This window comes from Limosilactobacillus portuensis, assembly GCF_028607025.1.
Taxonomy (GTDB): domain Bacteria; phylum Bacillota; class Bacilli; order Lactobacillales; family Lactobacillaceae; genus Limosilactobacillus; species Limosilactobacillus portuensis.
Map to the genome: position 1 here is coordinate 427,990 of NZ_CP117296.1, position 23,542 is coordinate 451,531.

Sequence of the window (23,542 nt, forward strand, 5' to 3'; positions counted from 1 at the left end):
TAAATCATGCAAGCAGTACTAATTATCGCTCATAAAGATATTGATCAGGTTATTGAATTATCCAAAAAACTTAGACCAACATTTAAAGTAATTATTCATTTTGATAAGAAAACACCGGTTTCAGAAGAGCAAAAACAGAAGCTTCAACAATTAGGTGTGGACTATTTTTCAAAAATTAGTGTTCATTGGGGAAGTTGGTCAATTGGGCAAGTAGCTGTTGAATTAATGCGCCGGGCAATGCAAGATCCAGAAATTGATTATGTCCACTTGATTTCTGGACAGGATTGGCCGTTAAAGTCAGTTGAAGAGATTAACAATTTTTATAAGGAAAACGATAATATCTATTTAAGGTATTACAAAGCTGATGTAAAAAAGGGACGTGACAATGCTCTTAATTGGCAAAAGTTTTACTATAATTACGATAAAATAGATCGTCACTCTTTGTTTGGTAAAGTCTACAATCGTTTAAGCACCTGGGTTCAAAGCTTATTGAGGGTAAATAAGTTAAAGAAATTAGGAATTGATCTTGAAATCTATACGGGGGCTAATTGGTGTGACTTACCGCGCGATGCGGTCAAATATTGTTTGGATTATTTCGATAATCATGAAAACTTCCGTAAAATGTTAAAGACCGGGAGTTTCTCTGATGAATTCTGGGTACAGACAATTATTTGTAATACTCCACAATTTAAATCACGATTACAGTATGATTACCATCGCTTTATTAAGTGGGAGCATATTCATAATAGTTTTCCTGCAATTTTGGATGAACGAGACTATAAAGCAATTAAGAAGAGCAATGCGATGTTTGGGCGGAAATTTGAGAGTCCGTATTCAGATAAGTTAAGACAGTTACTACCTTAGATAGTGGGAGGAAAAAATGAAAAAAGTTCTGGTTGTTGGGGATTTTATTAGTGGTAGTGGTTTAACACAAGTTATTTTTAACGTGTTTAGTCGGTTTGATCCTGTAAAGTACAAAATTGATGCCGTAGGTTATGGAACTGATCCTGAAAATTTAACTGATAAAGAATGTGAAAAATTGGGATGGATGTTTGAGCGGGTTATCCCGGTTACTAAGAACCCAATTGAACACTGGAAATGGTGGAAAGCTTTCTTTAAAAAGCATCATTATGACATTGTTTACTTTAATTATTCGTCTTCTTGGAACTATCTTCCCGTAATTTATGCTAAGCGGTATGGAAAAGTAAAAAAAGTAGTGTGCCATTCGCATAATTCTTATTTTAGTCATGAATTCTCTAATAAATTATTGATGAGAATTTTGGTGGCAGTGAATAACCACGGAAAAAGGATATTTAACAAATATTCAGATCAAAAAATTGCTACTTCAAAGGAAGCGGCAAGATGGATGTTTAATGAAGATGATGATGTATTTATTAGTATTAATGGAATTGACATCCCTAAATTCTCTTTTTCAACGGAGAGCAGAGAAAGTATTCGGCATAAGTTAAAGATTGATACTAAGACAAAGTTAGTTGGCTTCGTTGGAGTTCTTCAAGACCGCAAAAATCCTCTTTTTGCACTGGAAGTATTTGCAAACTATCATAAATCAAATCCGAATAGTGTATTTTTGATGTTAGGAAAGGGATCATTAAAGGAGCAAATTAATGAAAAAATTCAATCGTTAGGCATTAGAGATAGTGTTATTCAATACGATTTTATTGCTGATGTTAATAAATGGTACTCAGCAATGGATGCCTTGCTTTTTCCAAGTATGTATGAAGGATTATCGTTAGTAGCTTTAGAATCACAAATTAGTAATCTGCAAATTTTAGCTTCGGATACTAATGTTGAGGATATATTTGCGACAAGTAATATTAAGAAGATGCACGGATTGGATGCTGCTAGATGGGCTAGTGAACTGGAAGATTCATTAAGTCAAAGTAAGAGCCGTGATTATCTTGATAGTAATCTGGAGAAATTCAGTGTTGCTCGCCAAGCGGAAGATATAGAAAAGTTGATGTAGGAATATTTCTTACATCAACTTTTTTAATATATTTCTTTAATAACATTATCTAGTTTAGCGAAATAATTATCATTATAGAATTCATTAATACTATTCTGAATTTTCTTTTTGTCTTTGATATCTTTAATTTTAGCGATAGCTTTAGTAAGCTTGTCAATGTTACCTGGTTCATAGGAGAAACCATTAATTTTTTCTTTGACGACATCATCATAACCATCAAATTGACTAGAAATAACTGGTACACCACGTGAAATTGACTCTAAGAAAACCATTGGTAAACCTTCAAATTTAGAAGTCAAAATTATTCCGTCAATGTTCTTATCTTCAAGGTAATGCCACGGATCTTTTTGCCAGCCAGCCCAAGTAACTTTTGAAGTAATTTGATTTTTGGCGATATAGTTCTTACATTTTGCTATTTCTTCTTTTGAACCGTTCCCCACTATAAATAGGTTAGTATTAGAAGAATTTTTCAAACCGTCAAAAAGTTCTTTCAGATTTTTTTGACCTTTAAAAGAGCTCCTGCCAATATAGGCAATGTTAACTCCATCGTGCTGCTGGGAGTGCCAAATACGTTCTTGCTTGATAGGATTGTAGATCACCGCGATATTTTTTTCTGCCACTCCTAAACTTACCAATTGTTTCTTGATTTTATTACTGATTGCTAAGTGGTAATCTGCATATGTGATGTCATGCGGATTAAAAAGATCTTGATCAACTAGAGAAAAGTGAATCCAGGAAATTATTTTAAAATTTGATAACTTAGCTTTACGAAGTAGTGAAGAAAGCTTAATAAATGATGGGCTAAGTGAAATAAGAAGGTCATTTTTCTTAATAGAAAAAGCTTCTTGTGTGAAAGAGAGTAGTTTAGAAAATTTACCTGAATAATTTATAATCCTAACTTTTATATTAGAATTTAACTTACTTAACCAATAATCGTTATCGGGAGCTCCAAAAATGACTAGTTCGACAGAGTTATTTTTAGCAAAATGATTGAGTACTGGGACTAACACCGTTTCAGTCCCACCATTTCCAGAGAGGTGAGATGCAACAAATTTAATCATTAAATACTTTCCTTCCATGATGTTTTAATGATTTAACTATACACCAGACATAAATAACAGTAAATTTACTTTTAGCAATGATTGTGGATAGTTATTAGTAGTGTTAAAATAGTTTTGTTCAATTTTATATAAAAGGATAGAATATATGAACAAACAATTACTAGACTTATTCAAATTAAAATTAAAAAAGCCTCAAGCAACTCAAAGAGAATTGGCAAAACAGTTGAATATCTCTTTAGGCAAGGTTAATCAATTATTAGATCAATTAAAGCAGAATAATCTCTTTAATGAAGAACTATCTCTAACGATTAAGGGAAAAGAGTATATTGAAAACCACCATCCGCAACAGGCAGTCATTTTAGCTGCTGGCTTTGGAATGCGAATGGTTCCAATTAATACTGAGGAGCCTAAAGGATTGCTAGAAATTAATGGAGAACCATTAATTGAGCGCCTGATCAAGCAGCTTCAAGCTAAAGGGATCAAGCGGATTAAAATTGTTGTTGGCTTTATGAAAGAACATTATGAATACTTGATCGATCAATATGGGATTGAATTAATAGTTAATACTAAGTACGGTGAATGGAATAACCTGTATTCATTGTATCTGGCCAAGGATTATTTAGAAAATAGTTATATTGTCCCATGTGATCTCTGGTTTAAGAACAATCCGTTTTCAGAACTTGAAGATCAAGCATGGTATATGTTTAGTCGACAAACTAATTCGGATTCAAACTGGCAAGTAACCAATCGGGGAAACATTAAGCCGGTTAATCAAGATGGCAATCGAATGGTTGGCCTTGCATATCTGAATAATGAGTTAGGAAAACAATTAAAACAACGATTAATTGAACGAGTAGAATCTCATGATGGGCTTAATCAGTTTTGGGAATCAACGCTAGACTTTCATGGCTCGGTGATTGATGCCAATTTGGTTGATGAGCATGAGTATGCCGAAATCAACTCTTATGAAGAATTGCGTGATCTTGATGGTAATTCCAATCATTTAAAAAATGACGCAATTGATGTAATTGAACAGACGCTAAACGTTCCTGGAAAAGCAATTAATCAGATCCACGTCTTGAAGAAAGGGATGACTAATCGTTCCTTCATCTTTTCTTGTCAGGGAAAACGATACATTATGCGGATCCCTGGAACAGGAACTGGTCAGTTAATTAATCGTCACCAAGAATACGATGTTTATCAAAGGATTAAAGGATTACCTTATGTAGAACGAACCTTGTATTTGAATCCCCAAAACGGTTATAAACTAACTGAGTTTATTGAAAACTCTCGAAATTGTAATCCTAATAATTGGGATGATGTTCAACAATGCATGCACCTATTGAAACAAATGCACCAAGAGAACTTAAAAGTTGATCATCAGTTTGATTTGGCTGGTCAAATTAATAAGTATGAGCAGTTACGCAGTGCTCCTTCTGCTTATCGTGACTACAGTAAGGTGAAGCAACAGGTAGAAAAACTCTTGCAATATATTGAGCGGTTAGATAAAGAGTGGACACTCTGTCATATTGACGCGAATGCCGATAATTTTGTGTTTGATCAACAAGGAAATATTTTCTTAATTGATTGGGAATATGCTGGAATGCAGGATCCCCACGTCGATATTGCCATGTTTGCAATTTACTCAATGTACAATCAATCACAGATCGATCACTTAATTGACTTATATTTTGAACATTCAGTCAGTGAGGCTATTCGATATAAGATTTATGCTTATGTTGCTATATGTGGTCTGCTTTGGAGTAATTGGTGCGAATACAAGCAGTCATTAGGCTTAGACTTTGGTGAATACTCATTAGCTCAGTATCGGTACGCCAAAGAGTACAGTCAAAAGGTGCTTCGGTACTTGGAAAGGAAATAAGATGGCAGAAATAGAAAACGCAATTATTATGGCAGCGGGCTTAGGCACCCGGATGCGTCCGTTAACCTATAAAACACCTAAACCGCTAATTAGGGTTGCGGGAAAGCCAATGGTCGAATCAGTAATTGAAGGACTGCACCAAAATGGAATTTATGATATTTCGATTGTTGTTGGTTACTTAGCCGAGCAGTTTAATTATCTGGGAGAAAAGTATCCCGGGGTAAAGCTAATTAATAACCCGTACTATAACCAGTACAATAATATCTCATCATTGTATGTGGCTCGTAATGAATTAAAGAACACGGTAATCCTCGATGGTGATCAGTTAGTAATGAATCCCAAATTATTAAAGAGGAAATTTGCCCATTCTGGATATGCCGGAGCGAAGATTGGTCAATTTACTGATGAATGGATTATGCATCCCGATCAAAATGGTAAGATTTTACGATGCGATCGGTCAGGAAATGATCATGGGTGGCGCCTATATAGCCTATCAAAATGGCAGGCAGAAGATAGTCTGCGTCTAAAAGATTACTTAGAAGCAGAGTTTGAACATGCTCATCACTATGATATTTACTGGGATGATATTGCCATGTTTGATTACTTTGATGAGTTTTCATTATATGTAATGCCAATCACGGCCAATGATATTATCGAAATTGATAGTGTCGATCAGTTAAAACAGGTTGATCAGCAGCTGACAAAGAGAGGATAGGATCGTGAAAAAGTATAAACAAATTGACTGGTCCTTAGTTACTATTCCGATTATTGTTGTTTTTGGTCTGAGTTTTTTATTAGAACACTTCCCTAAAAATTCACAGCTCATTTTGGAAGGTATTCGGTCATTCTTAAATAATCAATTATCGTTTCTCTATATTTTGGTGGGATTGTTCTTTTTTATCAGTACACTGTACGCTGCTTTTTCAAGGACTGGCCGAATCAAGCTCGGTGATTCAACAGACAAGCCCGAATATTCAAACCTTCGCTGGGGAGTCATGATTTTTACTTCAACCATGTCAGCCGATATTATCTTTTACGCCTTATGTGAATGGCTAATGTATTCCAGTGAGACGTTTATCAAGCAAAAAGGTGCAACAATGGAATGGTCGTTAACCTATTCGTTGTTTCATTGGGGACCGATTGCTTGGTCGTTTTACCTAATGTTGGCGGTGGCATTTGCCTATATGCTATATGTGACCAAAAATAAACGACAGAAATTTTCAGAAGCTTGTCGACCATTACTGGGTAAATATACTGATGGTATAGCGGGGAAATTGATTGATTTAATCGCTATTTTTGCTTTAATTGCAGGAACAGCGACTACCTTTTCCATGTCCATGCCATTATTGTCGCAAACAGTTGGTGTCCTTTTTGGAATCCGTCAGGTTAAGCAACTATCGATTATTTTAATTTGCGTGGTTGTTTCAATTTATTTGATTGCTTCAGTAATTGGAATGAAGGCAATTTCGCGGTTAAGTACGATTTGTTATGTCTTCTTTATTGGCTTATTACTCTATGTTTTACTTTTCAGCGGTTCTTTTAGTTATATTGTCGATGCCGGTGTCCAGGCAGTAGGGAATTTAACCCAAAATTTTATCGGAATGGCGACGACAACTCATAGCCATGGCTTTACTCAAAACTGGACGATCTACTATTGGTCGTATTGGATCGTTTGGTGTGTGGCGACACCGTTTTTTATTGGTAGTATTAGTCGGGGACGGACAATTAAGGATGTAGTTTTACGCGGTTATGCTTGGGGACTAGGTGGAACCTTCTGTGCTTTCGTTGTGTTAAGTAGCTTTGGCATGTCACGCCAAGTGCAAGGATTAGTCAACGCTACTCAATTAATCTCAGACGGCAAAAACTATGCCCAGGTAGCCATTAAGCTAATGGAGACTTTGCCCCAGTATCGCATTGCATTGATTCTTTTGGCTTTAGCAATGATTGGTTTATATTCAACCGTGTTTGATTCCATTACTATGGTTATCTCTAAGTATTCATATAAGCACTTATCAATCGAAGAAGAACCTAGTAAAACTATTCGGGGCTTTTGGGCAATTGTGTTTATGGTATTGCCAATGGCGCTGTTAATTAGTAATAGTAATATGTATAATATTCAGTCGGTAGCTATTATAGCAGCATTGCCGACAATGATCGTGATGATTATGATCGTGGTTGGGTTTTATAAGGAGAGTAGGGATCAATGATAAAAAAAAGTAATCGTAATTCGAGCATTGAATTACTTAGAATCCTAAGTATGTTTGCAATAGTGATTCATCACTATGCCTATCACAGCACATTTAACTGGGGTGTTTATAATACGTTATATGAAGGAGCGTTGAAAGTTAACTTATTTTTACACTTTTTTGGTAAATTAGGGGTCGATATTTTTGTGATTATTGGTGCCTACTTTTTGTGTGAAAAGAAATTTAACTTTAAAAGACCAATCAATTTGATTCTTACTACGATGTTTTATAGTTTTGGGATATATATTTTCTTGGCGTATGTATTAAGAGTGAAATTGCTTATTCCTATTTCATTAAAAGGAATTCTTTTACCATTTCCGTTACCAAGTGGCTATTGGTTCGTATATTCTTATGTTGTAATGTTATTTGCCATGCCGTTCTTAAATATAATTATTAATAGTTTAGAAAGGGCTAAACTTTTAATGTTAATCAGCGGATTAATCATTTTATGGTCTTTTTTGGTTATTGGATGTATAGTCTTTAATGACAAACCCGGGACATCTATAGATGACTTTGGTTATACATCAACAACTTTTTTCTTCTTACTATATTTCATTGCTGCTTATGTCAGAAAATATAGTGGAAAAATTTTGAATTCCAAAAAATATACAGCAATCGGATTTGTTGTTGGATTATTGCTGGCAGTTGTATGCTCGTATTTAGCGGATTCTCAGAAGTTATTCAATGGTATTTTGGATACTTTTGATAAAATGGTCCGATTGTCATTGCAACATCAGTTTTTATATTTTCTTTTTTTAGAAATTGCCATTTTAGTAATCAAGTTATTAATTATATTGCCGGCTCAATGTTTGGTGTTTATTTGATCCACGAAGATTCATTTGTAAGGCCAATAATATGGGATCAATTAATATCTTCCAAACTATATGTTCATTCAGGATTAGAATATTTAATGGCAGGATTGTTTTTTTCGTTATTAGTATTTATTGTGTGTATCATAATAGATATTGTTTGTAGAAGACTAATTTTCAGTAAATTAATTAATAAATTAACTAACTATATAAATGAGCTTATAAAAACTTTAGTGAAAAATGTATTGAAATTATAGGTATATTCAAACAGAAAGTTACCCATAATTATATTAGGGAGTGTTAAAAAATTGAGTGTTTATGAAGAGGCTTATTCAACAGAATTAAAAAAGTACGTTAGTGCATTAGAAGCAAATTACGAATACAGTAAAGGAAATATAAAATTAGGCAAGTTTCAGTGCTGTGATAACTGTAAATTCCCTCTTACCTGTGCAAATTTGAAGATAGATTTCACTGAAAGATTAAACACTACAAAACATAGAAGACCCTATTTTACACCAGCAGATCGGAATGCTAGACATTCTAAAAATTGTAATATAAAAAAGAGAATAGTATTGAGATATGATAAAAAATATGAGCAAAGTGATACTTTTCTAGAAGAGGGTAAGGAATTTAGAGTAAATTATGATCCAACTAATGGATTAGTTATTAATTCATCTCGCCCTTCTACTAATAGTGCTATTAGTTTCCAAAATAATGGTAACATGAAGAATAGCATGAAGAAAAAATATAATTTTCAAAGCAAACAAGTAGGAACGACAAAAAAGCATATTATCCAAAGCAGAAATGGATTTAAGGATATGGTAGAAATATTCACACTTTATAAAATGGGAATATTAACTGATATAAGTCTTTATGATAGAAATAATAATCCGTTAAACTTTAATTCTTTTTTTATAAATACGAATAGAGCTTCAAAAGTATCTCCATTTAAGATTGTTGATGAAGGTAAAAATCTTTTCTATTATGGACAAGCCTATGCACATTTTAGTAAAAAAGATAAGAAAATAATTATATTAAAATTTTCAAATAAAGTAAAAATAAATGGGAAGAATATTATAGCGCAACCTTATACAATAATTTTTCCTAAATTAATGCAAAAAAGTAGGAGAAAGGGTTTATATAATGAGTTAAAAAAATATGCAGAACGATTTGAAAAGAATAAGAAAGTAAGAGATTCATACTTTACTCTCTTCTTTAGAGGGAGTTTTGAGATTTATCAAGGAAAATATTTACGATTTAATTATTCTAATTCTCAATTACCAATCGAAAAAAATATTGAAATAATTCCAAATTAAAAATATCAATTATCATATTTCTATTAATGAAAGGAAAATAAAATGTCACCAAAACAACTTGCTGAAGCAGTTAATAAGCGGCGGACATTCGCCATTATTTCACACCCGGACGCGGGTAAAACGACAATTACTGAACAACTCTTACTTTTTGGTGGGGTTGTTCGTGAAGCGGGGACTGTTAAAGCCCGGAAGACTGGTAACTTTGCTAAGTCTGACTGGATGGAAATCGAAAAGAAGCGGGGAATTTCCGTTACTTCATCTGTTATGCAGTTTGATTTCCAAGGAAAGCGAATTAATATCCTTGATACTCCAGGGCACGAAGACTTTTCTGAAGATACTTATCGGACTTTAATGGCGGTTGACTCCGCAGTAATGGTTATCGACTCTGCTAAGGGGATTGAGCCACAAACTAAGAAACTTTTCCAAATTTGTAAGATGCGGGGAATTCCAATCTTTACCTTTATGAACAAGTTTGACCGGGATGCTCGTGATCCACTGGACTTGTTAAACGAGGTTGAAGAGACTTTAGGAATTGAAACCTACCCAATTAACTGGCCAATCGGTTCTGGACGGCAATTTAAGGGGATTTATGATCGCTTTAACCGACGTGTTGCCCTAACTCATCCAGTCGATGAAGATAATCCATATTTGCCGTTGGACGATGATGGTAATGTTAAGGGCGATAATCCATTGGTTAATGATGGTGAATGGCAAGATGCCCTAGATGAAATGGAATTAGTGGATGTTGCTGGTAACCAGCTTGATCGGGAGAAGATTGCGGCCGGTGACCAAACGCCAGTCTTCTTTGGTTCAGCATTAACTAACTTTGGGGTGCAAACGTTCTTGGAGACTTACCTTCAGTTTGCTCCAGCGCCAAGTGATCACCATACAGAAAATGATGGGGATGTAAAACCGCTCGATCCAGAATTTTCTGGTTTTGTTTTCAAGATCCAAGCTAACATGAATCCTCGACACCGGGATCGGATTGCTTTTGTCCGGATTTGTTCCGGTGAATTTGATCGGGGGATGGATGTTACTCTTGAACGAACCAAGAAGCCAATTCGTTTGTCTAACGTGACCGAATTTATGGCGGATACTCGAGAAAACGTTGAAAACGCGGTTGCCGGTGACATTATTGGGTTATATGATACTGGTAACTTCCAAATCGGTGATTCAATCTATACTGGTAAAAAAGACATTAAGTTTGAGAAACTTCCGCAATTTACTCCTGAGTTATTTATGCGGGTAACGGCAAAGAATGTAATGAAGCAGAAGTCCTTCCATAAAGGAATTAACCAGTTAGTTCAAGAAGGGGCAGTGCAATTATTTCGTTCATACACTTCTGGAGACTATATCCTTGGTGCTGTTGGTCAACTTCAATTTGAAGTTTTCAAGTTCCGGATGCAGAATGAGTATAACTCTGAAGTAGTAATGGAACCAATGGGGAATAAGACAGCCCGGTGGATTGATCCAGATCAACTCGATGAGAAGATGTCGTCATCACGGAATATTCTTGTTAAGGACATTCATGATCAGCCATTATTCCTGTTTGAAAATCAATTTGCTGAGAACTGGTTTAAGCAGAAGTATCCTGATGTAAAGTTGACGGCGAAGCTATGAGGATCATAGACATGAAAAATGAAAGAACGTATAGTTTCCTCAGATATTTAGTTGTAGTTGTCATTTTTTCATTTATGTCATTTTGGAATTACATTACTCCCCTTTGGAATGATGATGAAGGTTGGACTAGAATGTCGTTTGCATCTATTATTAAGAGTTGTGCAGAGGATTATATGAACTCTAACGGGAGATTTCTAGGACAATTTTTTGCGAAAATAATGGTAAATATTCCTTTACCATTAGAAGCTGTTCTAAATGCAATAGCCTTTACAGTAATGATATTGTTGATATTTAGAATAGCAAGTTTATCAAACGTGTATGGTATAAATAATGAATTTACTAAGCTATTACTGTATATTTTCATTCTTCTTAATATTTTTTTATTGACTCCTGGATTTTCACAAGTTTATTTATGGAGACCAGGAGCAGGTAATTATTTATGGTTAATGGTAGTAGATCTTATCTTTATTAATTTAATCATAAATAAAAATAACAGCTTTCTTTATTTAACAATTACAACCATTTTTGGCTTTTTGAGTGGTGGCGCCAACGAAAATACAGGAGGGGGGGTACTTATTGTAGTTCTGTGCGCTACCATTATTAATGAGAAAAGGGCAAAAAATATTATACCAATTATTGGGTTTATAGTTGGTTACGCAATTTTAATGTTATCTCCTGGAGATCACTTAAGAGCAAGGTTAACTAATCCAGAATTTGTGAAATTATCGTTTTGGGGTAAAATTATGACTAATCTTCCTCAAATTAATAATTTTGTTGTTCACAATTTAGTTTATGAAGTGATACTTTTCTTTATATTATTTGGATTTGGAATTTTCAGTGGAAAGAATAAAAAATTATTACTGGAGTCTTTGGTATGGTTTATTGCGGGAATACTAGTATGGTATGTATTAGTACTGTCACCTGGATCGCCAGACGAACCTCAAACATATTTTGGAGGATTCATTTTAGTTGTTGTTGCTAATGCAAAACTATTTGTAATCTCTGCTAAAAATGATGTGATAATTAATCAAATTTGTACAATTACTTTATTAACTTTGGCATTTTTCACTTTTGTTAATGTATCTAATGGTTTTATTGATGCGTGGAGAACTGATAAAGCTATCGCTAGAAGAAATGAGGAAATCATTAGTAAAAAGAAGAAAGGTATTAATAATATAAAAGTGGTACCTTTGGATTATTATGGGAAAAGCAAATATGCGATGTTCTTTTGGCAATTTGATATAAGTAATGATCCTAATTCATGGTCTAATAAATCGGTAGCGCATCATCATAAGATCAGAAGTATTGTTTTGGAAAATTAGTATAAAGATATAAGTAACGGAATCAAGACAACTATTGGTAAACTGATTATTGTATAGAAAAACTCAAGCTAATAAATTAAGAAGTTTTTTGTTATCATATTAAGTTACTGTTATATAGAATTGATGGAAGAGAGAAAATAATTATTTTACAACGAATGCGATTTTACTACTGTAATCAGTTTCTTATCTCTTTATTTGGATATAATTGTTTATTTAACAGATCACCTAAACCAAGCTGAAGTAATCTTCCTATCATTAAAGAAAAGATACAGATATGCTTTGGTTCTTCCAATTCTAATTATTACTTGTTTAATTTTTTAACGATTGAATTTTTAATAAGTCTTTTAACAATGATGTAGATATGATCTATTCCTTTCTTATATTTATATTATGCAATATACTTCTTCTTTTTCTTGGGCTGTTCCTTATATAGATATCCAATAAAAGTCTACGCGAAACTTAATAACACGGATTATCAAATTAGATATAAAGTTGCTGATTTGTACTTTTCAGCAAGTGTTTTAATAAGACTTTCATTTTGCCAATTAATAAATTAGAGAACGTATATCTTTATACTAAGCAGGATCATAACTCCTTAAGGTTAGAAATATTTTTAAAATTATTTGTTTTAAGTTTATTGTTAACTATGTTAGTGAATATCCCTCTTTTTTGGTTTAGAGAATGGATAAATTGGTTCTGGCGACTTGGCATTTTAGCTTTTATTGCTTCAGCTTCTTTAATTATCATGATTAAGAAGATACCCGATATTATTTAATAATCCTTATTTTATAATATTGTATATACTATACTTGAAAATACGGTAAGTGATAAGTTGTCGTAAAGCTTTAATAAAAATTAGATAAGAAAGGTAAAGTGTAGAGCTAAGATAATATAGATGTGTAGAGAAAAATTAGGTGAAGTGCCCCATAGTTAGAATCCTTTGTCCAACTATGGGGTACTTCACCTACAAAACACTTCACATCTATCTTAGAAAAATCTAAAAACGTTAAGTATTATAGTATTAATTGTAATTAATTTTCATGTACTACCTGCGCCTCACTCGGCAAAGGTCCCGACCAATCTTGGTAATGAATTTCAGAACTACCAGGAATTGTCTGGCGATCCATGCCATCGCTATCGACGTGGTGAGTGATTCCATATTGATCTGTCCAGGTTGCAACATCACCAAGGCCTAACTGAACACCGTTATTATGTTGAACTTTATCTGATTGATTTGGAATGATTGGACCAGCGTTGTGAATAACCTGAGCGTTACTTGGTAAAGCTCCTGACCAGTTTTCGTAGTGATCTTGAACGCTTCCAGGAATAGTTTGGTGATCTAAGCCATTACTATCAACATGGTGAACGATTCCGTATTGATCAGTCCAAACGGCAAGATCGTTAGTGCCTAGTTGGATATCTTTTTGCTTTTGAGTAGCTGGATTGTTTTTTGTGGCTAATACCGAATTATTAGCTTGATTAGTCGTACTAGTTTGTTGATTTGTTGAGGATGACTGAGTAGCGTTTTGACTAGGAGTATTAGTTGCTAATTTATTATTAGTAATAGCTTTAGCTTCTTTATTAGTTGGCAATTGACTACTAGAATTTTCTTGCTTAGTTTCTGTAGCAGCTTTTTTATGACTACTTTGCTTAGCAATCTTAGTACTAGTAGGTTCATGATTTGCCTTATGGGTAGCTACACTACTAGTTGCACAGCCACCTAACCCTAGCGCAAGAACACATACTAATAAGCTATCGATTATTTTATTTTGCATCTTTAACATAATGTAGCACCCCTTTCTAAGCTATTATCTAGTTTCCTTTCATCTATATTGTAACATTTTTGAAATATTTAAGTAACAAATATGCAATGTGATGAAGAAAATAAAGCTTATTGACAGCAATAGAATTAATTATGTAAGTAATATAAATTTAGATAGCTTATTATCAACAGTTTCAAGAAGCACTAATAATGATGTAAATGAACCAGAAAGATCTCTATCTAGTTTTTTTATTTGGTGTTAGTATAAGAATTGTTTAATTTTATGGAGGGGGTAAGGATCCTATGAGAAATCATTTTAAGTTGTATAAAGCTGGCAAACTTTGGTTAACTGCTTGCATCACAGTGCTTGGAATTATGGGTGCTTCGAGTGTCTACGCTGATGATCAGCAATCAACTGTTACGGCAACAACTCAGTCAAATGTTGCTGCTCAGGTTCAAAATAACGTTACTAGTGATCAACTTAGTAATTTAACAACACCAACAGAGATTAATGGGTACACTAAGCAAACAGATTCTAACGGTACTACTAGTTGGAAGAATACTAGTGGACAAACGGCAAATGGCTGGCAAACTAGCCAGAATGATTGGTATTATTTCAATAATGGTCAAAACGCTACTAATTGGCAATATATCAATAATAATTGGTATTACCTAAACCCGCAAAATAGTGCGATGGAGACGGGATTACAAACGATTAACAATAGTAAATACCTTTTAAATCCACAACACGATGGCACATATGGTGCAATGCAGACTGGTTGGCAATCTGTTAATAATAATTGGTACTACTTTGCTAATAATGGTGCGGCTGTGAACGGCTGGCAATGGTTAGAAAATAATTGGTACTACTTTGATCCATCCAGTTCAATTATGCAAAGTGGTTTAAAACAGATTAATAACCATGGTTACTACTTAAATGATCAACATGACGGCACTTATGGCGCAATGAAGAATGGCTGGCAACAAATTAATGGCCGTTGGTATGGCTTTGGCGGTGCTAATGATGGTGCTGCCTACACTGGTTGGCATCTTATTAACAATAACTGGTACTACTTCAACCAAGACGGAGAAGCTCGGACTGGTTGGCAAACGATCAATGGTCACCGCTACTACTTTGATGATAATAACGCTTAGGCACTTAAAGGTTGGCAAGTGCTGAATAATGACTGGTACTACTTTGATAACAATAATGCCTGGGCTTTAACTGGTTGGCAATGGTTAGGTAACAATTGGTATTACTTTGCTCCTACAAATAATGCAATGCTTGCTGGTCTTCAGACTATCAATAACAACTTGTATTACCTTAATGATCAGCATGACGGTACATACGGTGCGATGAAGACTGGTTGGCAATTAATTAATGGCAACTGGTACTACTTCAACAACAGTGGTTCAGCATTATCTAGTTGGCAAACAATTAATGGTAACCGTTATTACTTCGATCCTACTAATTACCAAATGTTCACAGGTGTTCGCTCAATTAATGGCGACTACTACTTCTTTAGTCCATCAGGAAGTCAACAAAAGGGATTAGTTTATAATCCAGCATCCGGTTCACTTCAATATTATGATTTAGTAACTGGAGTTCGTCAAAATTCTGCTATAGTTGATGGACGAACATTATTATTTAATTCAGCAACAGGTGACTTAGATCTTACTAGTCTTAATGAGGGATTAAATAGTCTTGGTAATAATCGTTATTATAAGCAGGGAAACCAATTGTTAGCTAATGCCTGAGAAAAGGTAAACGGTAGTTGGTATTACTTTGGTGATAATGCAGCCGCAACTACTGGTTGGTATAAGTCTAATGCTGGCTTCTGGTACTACTTTAACCAGGATGGAACTGCCAAGACTGGTTGGCAAAGCATCAATGGTCACCGGTACTTGTTTGATGCTAACAATGCAAATTCAGTTCTAGGCTGGTACCAATCACCGGCAGGTTTCTGGTATTACTTTGATCCGGAAAATGCATGGGCTCATACTGGCTGGACATTTGTGGGTCATAACTGGTATTACATGGATCCAACTAATGCCAATATGTGGACTGGCGGTCACTGGATTGATGGTCACTGGGTAAATCTACAAAGTAATGGTGCTTTTGTTGGCTTTAGTCAACGGGTAATTAATTGGTTCTTGGCCCGTGAAGGCAAGTTGACTTATTCGATGTATGGTTCACGAACTGGAGCTGATGGAACTGCTGACTGTTCTGGATCAATGACTCAAGCTGTTTGGAGCGCTGGTGGTCATACACCTGCCCATACTTATTCCACTTTAGATTTGGGTAATTACTTGCTTCAAAATGGTTACTACCTTACAGGACGTGGCCGTGGCGTTCAAAATGTTCAATACGGTGATATTGTGATTTGGGGTAACCCAGGTGCTTCTGCTGGTGGAGCAGGTCATACGGTAGTTATCTCTACTGCAGACCCAGATCCAATGTGTATCTCAACTTGTGGATACTACTGGAGTTCAAATCCAAATTCTCGGTACGGTGCTGCTGGTCAAGCTGTTCAAGAATTTAACTATCAATGGTATTGGAACGATGATGATCGGCCATACCAAATGGTTTACCGTCCTAACTTCTACTGGGCATAATGATAATGAGATCTCATCAGTTGATGGGATCTTTTATTATTAATTGCGGTGTTAATTCTAAAATAGATGTTGTAAAATAATTGTGATTAAGCGTAAAAAAGGAGAATCATCAATGACTAACAAGAGTCTTCATTCTCATAAATTGAGAAATACGATTTTAGTTGCCGGTGCTGCTTTGACACTTGGATTATTATCATCTAACACTAAAGTAAGTGCTGATAACATTGCTACCGAAAATACAATCTCAAGCTATGCAGCTAAGGCTAATACTTCTGCTAGTTTAGCCGCAACTCCAGCAGCTAATAGTTATGCTGCTGCAAGTTCAGCAATTAGTGCTACACGTACTGCTAGTGCCGCTAAGTCTGCCGCTAGTTCAGCAATTGCTAGTGAGTCTTCTGCAATTGATTCTGAATATGCTGCTAAGAGTGCAGCTCAAGTTAAAGCAAATTCAGCAGCTGAAAAAGAATTATCTGATGCTAATTCCTCAGCCTATGCAATTGCTTCTAGTGCTGTAAATACTGATCCAACAAAAATTCCTGGGATCGAATCAGCTGCCCCAGCAGAATACAAAGCATATAGTGATGCTACTTCAAGTGCTAATGCCGCATACGCTCAAGCAAGTGATTCGGCTGCCCAAGCTTCAACAGCTGCATCAGCTGCTAAGGTAGCTAGTGATAATGCTGCTTCTGACCTAGATGCTGCTAAGAAGGTCGCTGAATCAGCTTCAAGTGATGATAAATCAAATGCTGAAGCCGCAGTTGCGGAAGCAGAAAAGAAGAGTGCTGAAGCCAAGAGTGCATATGAAAAGGCACAAAAGGAAAACGAAGATGCTCAAAATAAGTTAACAGAAGCTAAGAAAACTCAAGAAAGTGCATTGGCAACTGCCAAGACTTTGTTTATCGGTTCGCTTGCTCAAAGTGGCTTCCTGAATAAGCTTGAACAAAGTAATCGAGACGCTTTACAAAAATTACAAAAAGAAAATCGGGCAAAGCTTGCTGCGATTGAAAAAGAAAAAGCGAATACTCTTGCTTCAATGAAAAACACAATTAATGGTTATTTAACAGCTCAACTGGCTTACTTGAACACCAATCCGTTTTTACCAACAGGAACTCCTAATAGTTGGGGAACTAAAGAAGTTAAGCAAGAAGATGGTACTACTGAAACTGTTTGGTACTACTATGGAAAAGATGGTAAAGCTCTACAAGGTTGGCAGCAATTAGGTGGCAACTGGTTCTACTTCACACCAAGTGATGGTTCCATGGTTACTGGAATTCAAAAGATTGATGGGAATATTTATTACCTTAATATTAATCATGATGGTTCTTATGGTGCAATGAAGACCGGCTGGCAAAAGGTTGATGGCAAATGGTATGGCTTTAAAGGCGATGGAAGTGCATATCTTGGCTGGCAATTGCTTAATAATCACTGGTATTATTTCGATACTGATGAAGGATACGCCTTAACTAGTTGGCAAAAGATTAACGATCATTGGTACTACTTTGATCCGGTTAACGCCTGGGCGCAAACAGGTTGGTTTAAATCTGGAGCTGGTTTCTGGTATTTCTTCGATTACAGTAATGCCTGGGCCCTTACTGGTTGGCAACGACTTAATAATCGTTGGTACTACTTTGATCCAGTCAATGCTAATGCTCAAACAGGCTGGTATCAATCACCGGCTGGCTACTGGTACTTCTTTGATTACAACAATGCCTGGGCATTAACTGGCTGGCAATGGTTAAATAGTCACTGGTACTGGTTCGATGCTAACAATGCTAATGCTTATACCGGTTGGAAATGGTACCGTGGTTACTGGTACTTCTTTAACCAAGAAAATACTTGGATGTCAACTGGCTGGACAACCAATCGTGATAACAATGAGTTATATTACCTTGATGCAACAGGTCACCCAGTTACTGGTTGGCAAATGAGTCAAGATGGTACTTGGTACTACTTCCAATCAGGTAGTTACGCTGCTGCTACTGGTTGGCAATGGTTAGGCGGCAACTGGTATTACTTTAATACTGGTTATCCCAAGCATGGTGCCATGCTGACAGGCTGGCATACACTTTTATGGAATGACGTATATAAAGATTACTATTTCTATGCCAATGGACATTTGAGATAGGCTACTAAAATTTTAAATTAATAATTTGTCGATAAAAGCGTTTTGACTCGATGAGGGTCAAAACGTTTTTTGTAACAAAAAATTTCACTAATATTACAAGACGGCAACATTCGTTAACAAACTGACGACATTCAACTTTTTAAGAAAAATTTATTGTATAGTAGTAATCGTTGAAATTATTGATGAACGAATTAAAGGGAGTTGTATTTTAGTTTATGAGTAAGAAACATTACAAGTTATATAAGAGTGGTAAGCAATGGTTAACTATAGGAATCACTATTGCTTCATTAGCTTTTGGTATAACAATGGCTACTGACGCTCAAGCTGATGTAGTTGCTCAAGACAATGCAACTTCGACTACTCAAGTTGCTCAATCACAACAAACTGTTGAAAGTGCAACTGTGGCAGCTAGTTATGCAAGTACCAATAGTAGTACTGCTAGTGCAAGTAATAATGTCGTTTCAGCACAGCCAGCAACGATTAACAACTTTTCCACTAATGTTGCTAGTCAAGCTAGTCAAACAACTTCAGTAGCCCAAAACGGTTTAGTTAAAGAAAACGGTAATACTTATTACTACAATAATAATGCTAAGGTTACCAATGAATGGGAACAAGTAAACAACAACTGGTATTACTTTGGCAATGAAGGAAATGCCCAAACTGGTTGGTACCAATCACAAGCTGGCTTCTGGTATTACTTCAATAACGAAACTGCTCAAGCAGAAACTGGTTGGCAAAAGATTAACAATAACTGGTATCACTTTGACGAAACCAATGCTAATGCAAGTACTGGTTGGTATCAGTCAAATGCCGGTTTCTGGTATTACTTCGATCAATCAAATGCCTGGGCTGAAAAGGGTTGGCAGAAGATTAACAATAACTGGTACTACTTCGATGATACCAACGCTAATGCTTTAACTGGTTGGCAAAAGATTAACAATGTTTGGTACCACTTTGATGAAAGTAATGCCTGGGCTAACACCGGTTGGTATAAGTCTAACGCTGGTTTCTGGTACTACTTTGATACTACTAACGCCTGGGCTTTAACTGGTTGGCAAAAGATTAACAATGTTTGGTACTACTTCGATACCACCAATGCTAATATGCTTACTGGTACCCAAACGATTGATGGTAAGACATATAATTTTGGATCCAATGGTGCTTGGTTGGATGATCATAGTGAAGCCGTAAACAAGGCAATGTCAATGCGTGGTCGTGCTTATGTATGGGGTGGTAATAATCCATCTACTGGTTTTGATTGCTCTGGGTTAGTTCAATGGGCATATGGCTTAGGTTCTAACTATCGAACAACTTACCAACAACAAGCATTAGGTACTCACCATTATGACGTTGCTAATGCTCCTAAGGGTGCGTTGCTATTTTATGGTAGTGATAGCGCACCATACCACGTAGCTATTTCTCTTGGTAATGGTGCATATGTCCATGCTCCAGAACCTGGTGACGTAATTAAAGTTGGTTACACTAAGTACTACTCAGCAAGTTACTACGTTGTGTTGTAATTAGTCTTAGAATATAAGATAATAGATGAAACAATTAATAAAGAAGGAGCATTATTATATGAAAAAACTTATGGCAACTGTTGCTGCCGGTGCATTAATGATTACTTTAGCAGGCTGTGGTAATTCAAGTAGTTCTACTAAAGATAATTCAAGTAATGATGCATCTTCAAGTAAGGTTGTAAAAAGTGCAAAAACTTCTGGTAAGACCGCGGCTACTTCTACTAATCAAAGTAAGAAGACAAGTGAAAAGTCAGTATCTAGTTCTGCAGTAACAAGTAGTTCATCCAGTAATGTTACTTCTAGTAGTAAGTCTACTACTGCTACTTCGACATCAGAGCAAAGCACTCGTGAACAAATGACAGCACAAGATGCCAAAAATATTGTTAAAGAACATATTGGTAATCAGTTAAACAATGCTGGTATCTCAGGTAAGCCAGCTACTGGATTACCTTCAATTGATGAGGTTGATGGTTATACGGCTGTTCAAAATGGAATTAACGATTGGACTGTTAGTGGTAACGGTCATTCATTCCATGTTACGGCTACTTCTGTTACTGGAAAATAATTGAATATAATATATAATCCATAGTCTACTGTGACGTAGATTATGGATTTTTTATTTTGGACTGAAAGATATTGCGGATAGGCTGAATTGCTTTATAATTACAGTGTTAAAGACTAATTTTGGAGGGTTTTTAATGAGAAAAATAGGTTTAGTAATTGTTACGTCGCTACTTGCTGTAACTTTAGCAGCATGTGGTAATCCACATAATAGTAATTCATCTTCTAGTTCGAACAATACAAAAGTTGCTAAAAAGGCAGCTAATAGTACTCCCTTGAATACTTCTAGTAATTCAACGCTCGATCCTAATCAGCTAACGCCAGCTCAAAATGCTGCACTAGTTCTTTATTATACTGGTGAGCATATGCCAGGGGCTGATCAAAATGATTACTCTAAGGATATGGACGTATCTGGTCAAGGAGCGGTTGTAAAAATTTATAATAAGGATAGCGTTTCTAAGGGAGAGGGACCGCTTTATAAGGATTATCCTGATGGTGCAGATCTTTTATACTATGTGAAACTTAATCAAAAGGATAGTGAACATGGAATAGATAGTACTTACTACACAATAGCTGGGAATAAGACTTACATCTCTGATAGTGATGCGGGAATATCTCCCGATGGGGTAACTAAAGCTGAGATGGTTGCTTATGCTAAGCAGCATCATGCAGTTAAGCGGATTATGAATGTTGCTAACAATACTAAGGTTCAAGACCTGCGGAATCAATCTACATCAGCAAATAATTCACATAATTTATCAACTCAGCAACTGGGAACTCTTGTTGCTTTATATCAAGAACCAGATTGGTTTAAGGATGGAATAAGTGATGGAATGATGTGGTATGGAAGTAACTCAAATGGTTTTAGTTACGTTACCGCTAATGGTGATCCAACTAGCTGGCTGTATTTTAAACGGAATGGCAACAATGTAACAATTAAATATGTTGATCCAAAAGAGGGACAATCAGTAGCAGAAGCTTCGACTACAACAAAACACGTTACGGTGTCGGGATTAATTCGTGATTACTACACTAATCAATCACAGAAAGATGAAGTTAATGGTTACGCTAATAAGTTAAAACCAGAATCAGATTATAACAATAATTAATAAAAGAAGTCATCCAGAATCATAGCAAATTCTGGATGACTTCTTTTATTATTCGTGAGTTGTGACTGATCTTTGAACTGTGTGGGCTGTAGTATTTTCAGATACATGACCTGTAGTTGCAGCAGGAGTTCGAGTTGTTTGGTATTCGTTACGAATAGTTGACTGGGTTCTTCTTTCCGTTTGGGGAACTTGAGTAGTAACTTGCGAGCTCCTTATTTCTCCATAGGTTCTCGCACTATTAGAATAGGTGGAAGTATGTTTTTGCGATGATGTTTTACCACCAATAACATAATCACTCCCGTTACCACTACCTGGATCGTTGTAACTAGCACCGCCCGGTAAGACAAAGTCTGTATTGGTTACACCATTATAGAATGGCTGAGATTTGTACATTCTCGTTTCGTGGTTAACAACTTTCTTAGGTTTAAGACCTAGTTGTTTACGAATGAGTTTAGAAATACGATTAATTTCTTTTGGACTAGCAATTTGGAAGGAAACACCATCGATTGTGGCATCTTGTCCTTGGAAATGATAAGTTGTAACGTTATCCATAGCAGCATGGTAATTACCGTATAGTGTTGCAATATCGTCAACTGGGATATTAGTTTTTACGCCATCTTTAACTGCATCAAGAATATTATTTGCAGTTCCAATAGAGCCGGATTTCTTAAATTTCTGAATAACACTTTCGATAATTTGTTGTTGACGTTTTTGCCGTCCATAATCATTATTTGGATCACTATAACGCATTCGGGAATATTTAAGAGCTAATTCACCATCAAGGTGTTGCTTCCCTTTCTTGAAGTGGTGTCCTTCATAGGTAAACGCAAAAGGATTGTCTACAGTCACACCACCAACCGTATTAACAACTTTTTTTAAAACCCCCATGTTAATTACAGCATAGTAATCAATCGGGACATCTAATAACTCAGAAACAGCTTTAACGGTCTTTTTGGGACCACCGATTGAATATGCCGCATTAATCTTTACGTATGTAGGACCTTCTTTAGTCGGAACACGAACTAGCGTATCACGAGGAATACTGGTCATAGTTATTTTCTTTGTTTTAGGGTTAATTGTAAACAATTCAAGCGAGTCAGTATTTCCACCAGTATTTCCACGATCCAAGGCACCGACATCAGTTCCCATTGCTAGGACAGAAACAGGCTCACCTTTTTGGAGCTTTTTGCTGATTTTACCATCGCCACTGCCAAAAATATTATTAGCAACCGAATTAATCTTATGGTATTCGTAGCCACCACCGAGTAATACCAAAATAACTAGTGCCCAAATAATATTTTTAACCCAGCGAGGAGTTCGGTAGTGATGAACTTCTGGTGTATTTGGATTCATATTTGATGAAGTTCTCCGTGGGTTATTATTTGAAGACTTAAATTTTGGTAACTTAAATTTTGACATTTTGGATTCATGATTTTGCTTCTGATCCTGAGCTACCTTATCATGGATCCGTTGTTCCATCTTTTTTCGATATTCTTCACGTGTCTCGTGATTGTCATTCATATTTTGTACCTCAATCAAAAGTTTTTAACCTTATTAATATACTATAAATGTAAGGGTCATTTCAATTTGCTAATATTAGCTTAACAAT

19 protein-coding genes and 1 pseudogene are annotated in these 23,542 nt (G+C 35.6%); 17 read left to right on the forward strand and 3 right to left on the reverse strand.

Translation table 11 applies throughout. The features are described from left to right. The first annotated feature begins 6 nt into the window (after nucleotides 1–6). The gene (locus PRK60_RS02055; RefSeq protein WP_273646208.1) at nucleotides 7–864 is read left to right on the forward strand and encodes a beta-1,6-N-acetylglucosaminyltransferase; all 858 of its coding nucleotides are present in this window, start codon (nucleotides 7–9) and stop codon (nucleotides 862–864) included. 16 nt (nucleotides 865–880) lie between these two features. Further along, nucleotides 881–1,984 carry a glycosyltransferase gene (locus tag PRK60_RS02060; RefSeq protein ID WP_102168446.1) on the forward strand — a complete coding sequence of 368 codons (1,104 nt, stop codon included), beginning with the start codon at nucleotides 881–883 and terminating at the stop codon, nucleotides 1,982–1,984. Between the two features lie 23 nt (nucleotides 1,985–2,007). Here the strand turns inward: PRK60_RS02060 and PRK60_RS02065 are convergent, their stop codons facing one another. Then, entirely contained in the window at nucleotides 2,008–3,045 is a 1,038-nt protein-coding gene (locus PRK60_RS02065; protein WP_178696047.1) for a glycosyltransferase, read from the reverse strand. Between the two features lie 145 nt (nucleotides 3,046–3,190). Here PRK60_RS02065 and PRK60_RS02070 point away from each other — a divergent pair, with 145 nt between their 5' ends. From PRK60_RS02070 to PRK60_RS02100, 7 genes are all read left to right on the forward strand, one after another. Beyond that, complete coding sequence (locus PRK60_RS02070) at nucleotides 3,191–4,927, forward strand: phosphotransferase (RefSeq protein WP_102168444.1); 1,737 nt, start codon at nucleotides 3,191–3,193, stop codon at nucleotides 4,925–4,927. Nucleotide 4,928: 1 nt separating this feature from the next. Then, nucleotides 4,929–5,642 (forward strand): NTP transferase domain-containing protein, encoded by a 714-nt coding sequence (locus PRK60_RS02075; RefSeq protein ID WP_273646209.1) that lies wholly within the window; start codon nucleotides 4,929–4,931, stop codon nucleotides 5,640–5,642. 4 nt (nucleotides 5,643–5,646) lie between these two features. Beyond that, the gene (locus PRK60_RS02080) at nucleotides 5,647–7,134 is read left to right on the forward strand and encodes a BCCT family transporter (RefSeq protein WP_178696049.1); all 1,488 of its coding nucleotides are present in this window, start codon (nucleotides 5,647–5,649) and stop codon (nucleotides 7,132–7,134) included. Then, complete coding sequence (locus PRK60_RS02085; protein WP_273646210.1) at nucleotides 7,131–7,997, forward strand: acyltransferase family protein; 867 nt, start codon at nucleotides 7,131–7,133, stop codon at nucleotides 7,995–7,997. Before PRK60_RS02080 ends, PRK60_RS02085 begins: the two co-directional genes overlap by 4 nt. 293 nt (nucleotides 7,998–8,290) lie before the next feature. Continuing rightward, complete coding sequence (locus PRK60_RS02090; RefSeq protein WP_273646211.1) at nucleotides 8,291–9,298, forward strand: hypothetical protein; 1,008 nt, start codon at nucleotides 8,291–8,293, stop codon at nucleotides 9,296–9,298. 42 nt (nucleotides 9,299–9,340) lie between these two features. After that, nucleotides 9,341–10,918 carry a peptide chain release factor 3 gene (locus PRK60_RS02095; protein WP_273646212.1) on the forward strand — a complete coding sequence of 526 codons (1,578 nt, stop codon included), beginning with the start codon at nucleotides 9,341–9,343 and terminating at the stop codon, nucleotides 10,916–10,918. A gap of 11 nt (nucleotides 10,919–10,929) precedes the next feature. After that, nucleotides 10,930–12,240 (forward strand): DUF6056 family protein, encoded by a 1,311-nt coding sequence (locus PRK60_RS02100; protein ID WP_178696053.1) that lies wholly within the window; start codon nucleotides 10,930–10,932, stop codon nucleotides 12,238–12,240. A gap of 1,031 nt (nucleotides 12,241–13,271) precedes the next feature. On the opposite strand, the gene PRK60_RS02105 is transcribed toward PRK60_RS02100, so the two are convergent. Further along, nucleotides 13,272–14,024: a hypothetical protein gene (locus PRK60_RS02105; protein WP_102168437.1), complete on the reverse strand. Its 753-nt coding sequence runs from the start codon at nucleotides 14,022–14,024 to the stop codon at nucleotides 13,272–13,274. Nucleotides 14,025–14,305: 281 nt separating this feature from the next. Between PRK60_RS02105 and PRK60_RS02110 the strand changes: the two genes are divergently transcribed. The 8 genes and pseudogenes from PRK60_RS02110 to PRK60_RS02140 all read left to right on the forward strand — a co-directional run bounded on the left by PRK60_RS02110 (nucleotide 14,306) and on the right by PRK60_RS02140 (nucleotide 21,933). Then, entirely contained in the window at nucleotides 14,306–15,157 is an 852-nt protein-coding gene (locus tag PRK60_RS02110; protein WP_273646213.1) for a KxYKxGKxW signal peptide domain-containing protein, read from the forward strand. Nucleotides 15,158–15,175: 18 nt separating this feature from the next. Next, nucleotides 15,176–15,760 carry a hypothetical protein gene (locus PRK60_RS02115; protein ID WP_273646214.1) on the forward strand — a complete coding sequence of 195 codons (585 nt, stop codon included), beginning with the start codon at nucleotides 15,176–15,178 and terminating at the stop codon, nucleotides 15,758–15,760. A gap of 18 nt (nucleotides 15,761–15,778) precedes the next feature. Next, nucleotides 15,779–15,901 (forward strand): annotated as a pseudogene (locus PRK60_RS10105) (choline-binding protein C); the annotation flags it as partial. A 6-nt stretch (nucleotides 15,902–15,907) separates the two neighbouring features. After that, nucleotides 15,908–16,618 (forward strand): peptidoglycan amidohydrolase family protein, encoded by a 711-nt coding sequence (locus tag PRK60_RS02120; protein WP_273646215.1) that lies wholly within the window; start codon nucleotides 15,908–15,910, stop codon nucleotides 16,616–16,618. 112 nt (nucleotides 16,619–16,730) lie between these two features. Then, a complete protein-coding gene (locus PRK60_RS02125; protein ID WP_273646216.1) occupies nucleotides 16,731–18,743 on the forward strand; it encodes a hypothetical protein in 2,013 nt (670 codons plus the stop codon). A 215-nt stretch (nucleotides 18,744–18,958) separates the two neighbouring features. Continuing rightward, nucleotides 18,959–20,263, forward strand: coding sequence for an NlpC/P60 family protein (locus PRK60_RS02130; RefSeq protein WP_273646217.1), 1,305 nt, complete (start codon nucleotides 18,959–18,961; stop codon nucleotides 20,261–20,263). Nucleotides 20,264–20,321: 58 nt separating this feature from the next. Further along, nucleotides 20,322–20,828 carry a hypothetical protein gene (locus tag PRK60_RS02135; RefSeq protein WP_102168432.1) on the forward strand — a complete coding sequence of 169 codons (507 nt, stop codon included), beginning with the start codon at nucleotides 20,322–20,324 and terminating at the stop codon, nucleotides 20,826–20,828. A 133-nt stretch (nucleotides 20,829–20,961) separates the two neighbouring features. Continuing rightward, the gene (locus PRK60_RS02140; RefSeq protein ID WP_273646218.1) at nucleotides 20,962–21,933 is read left to right on the forward strand and encodes an Lreu_0056 family protein; all 972 of its coding nucleotides are present in this window, start codon (nucleotides 20,962–20,964) and stop codon (nucleotides 21,931–21,933) included. Between the two features lie 48 nt (nucleotides 21,934–21,981). Here the strand turns inward: PRK60_RS02140 and PRK60_RS02145 are convergent, their stop codons facing one another. Further along, the gene (locus PRK60_RS02145; protein WP_392391049.1) at nucleotides 21,982–23,286 is read right to left on the reverse strand and encodes an LCP family protein; all 1,305 of its coding nucleotides are present in this window, start codon (nucleotides 23,284–23,286) and stop codon (nucleotides 21,982–21,984) included. Between the last annotated feature and the right edge of the window lie 256 nt (nucleotides 23,287–23,542).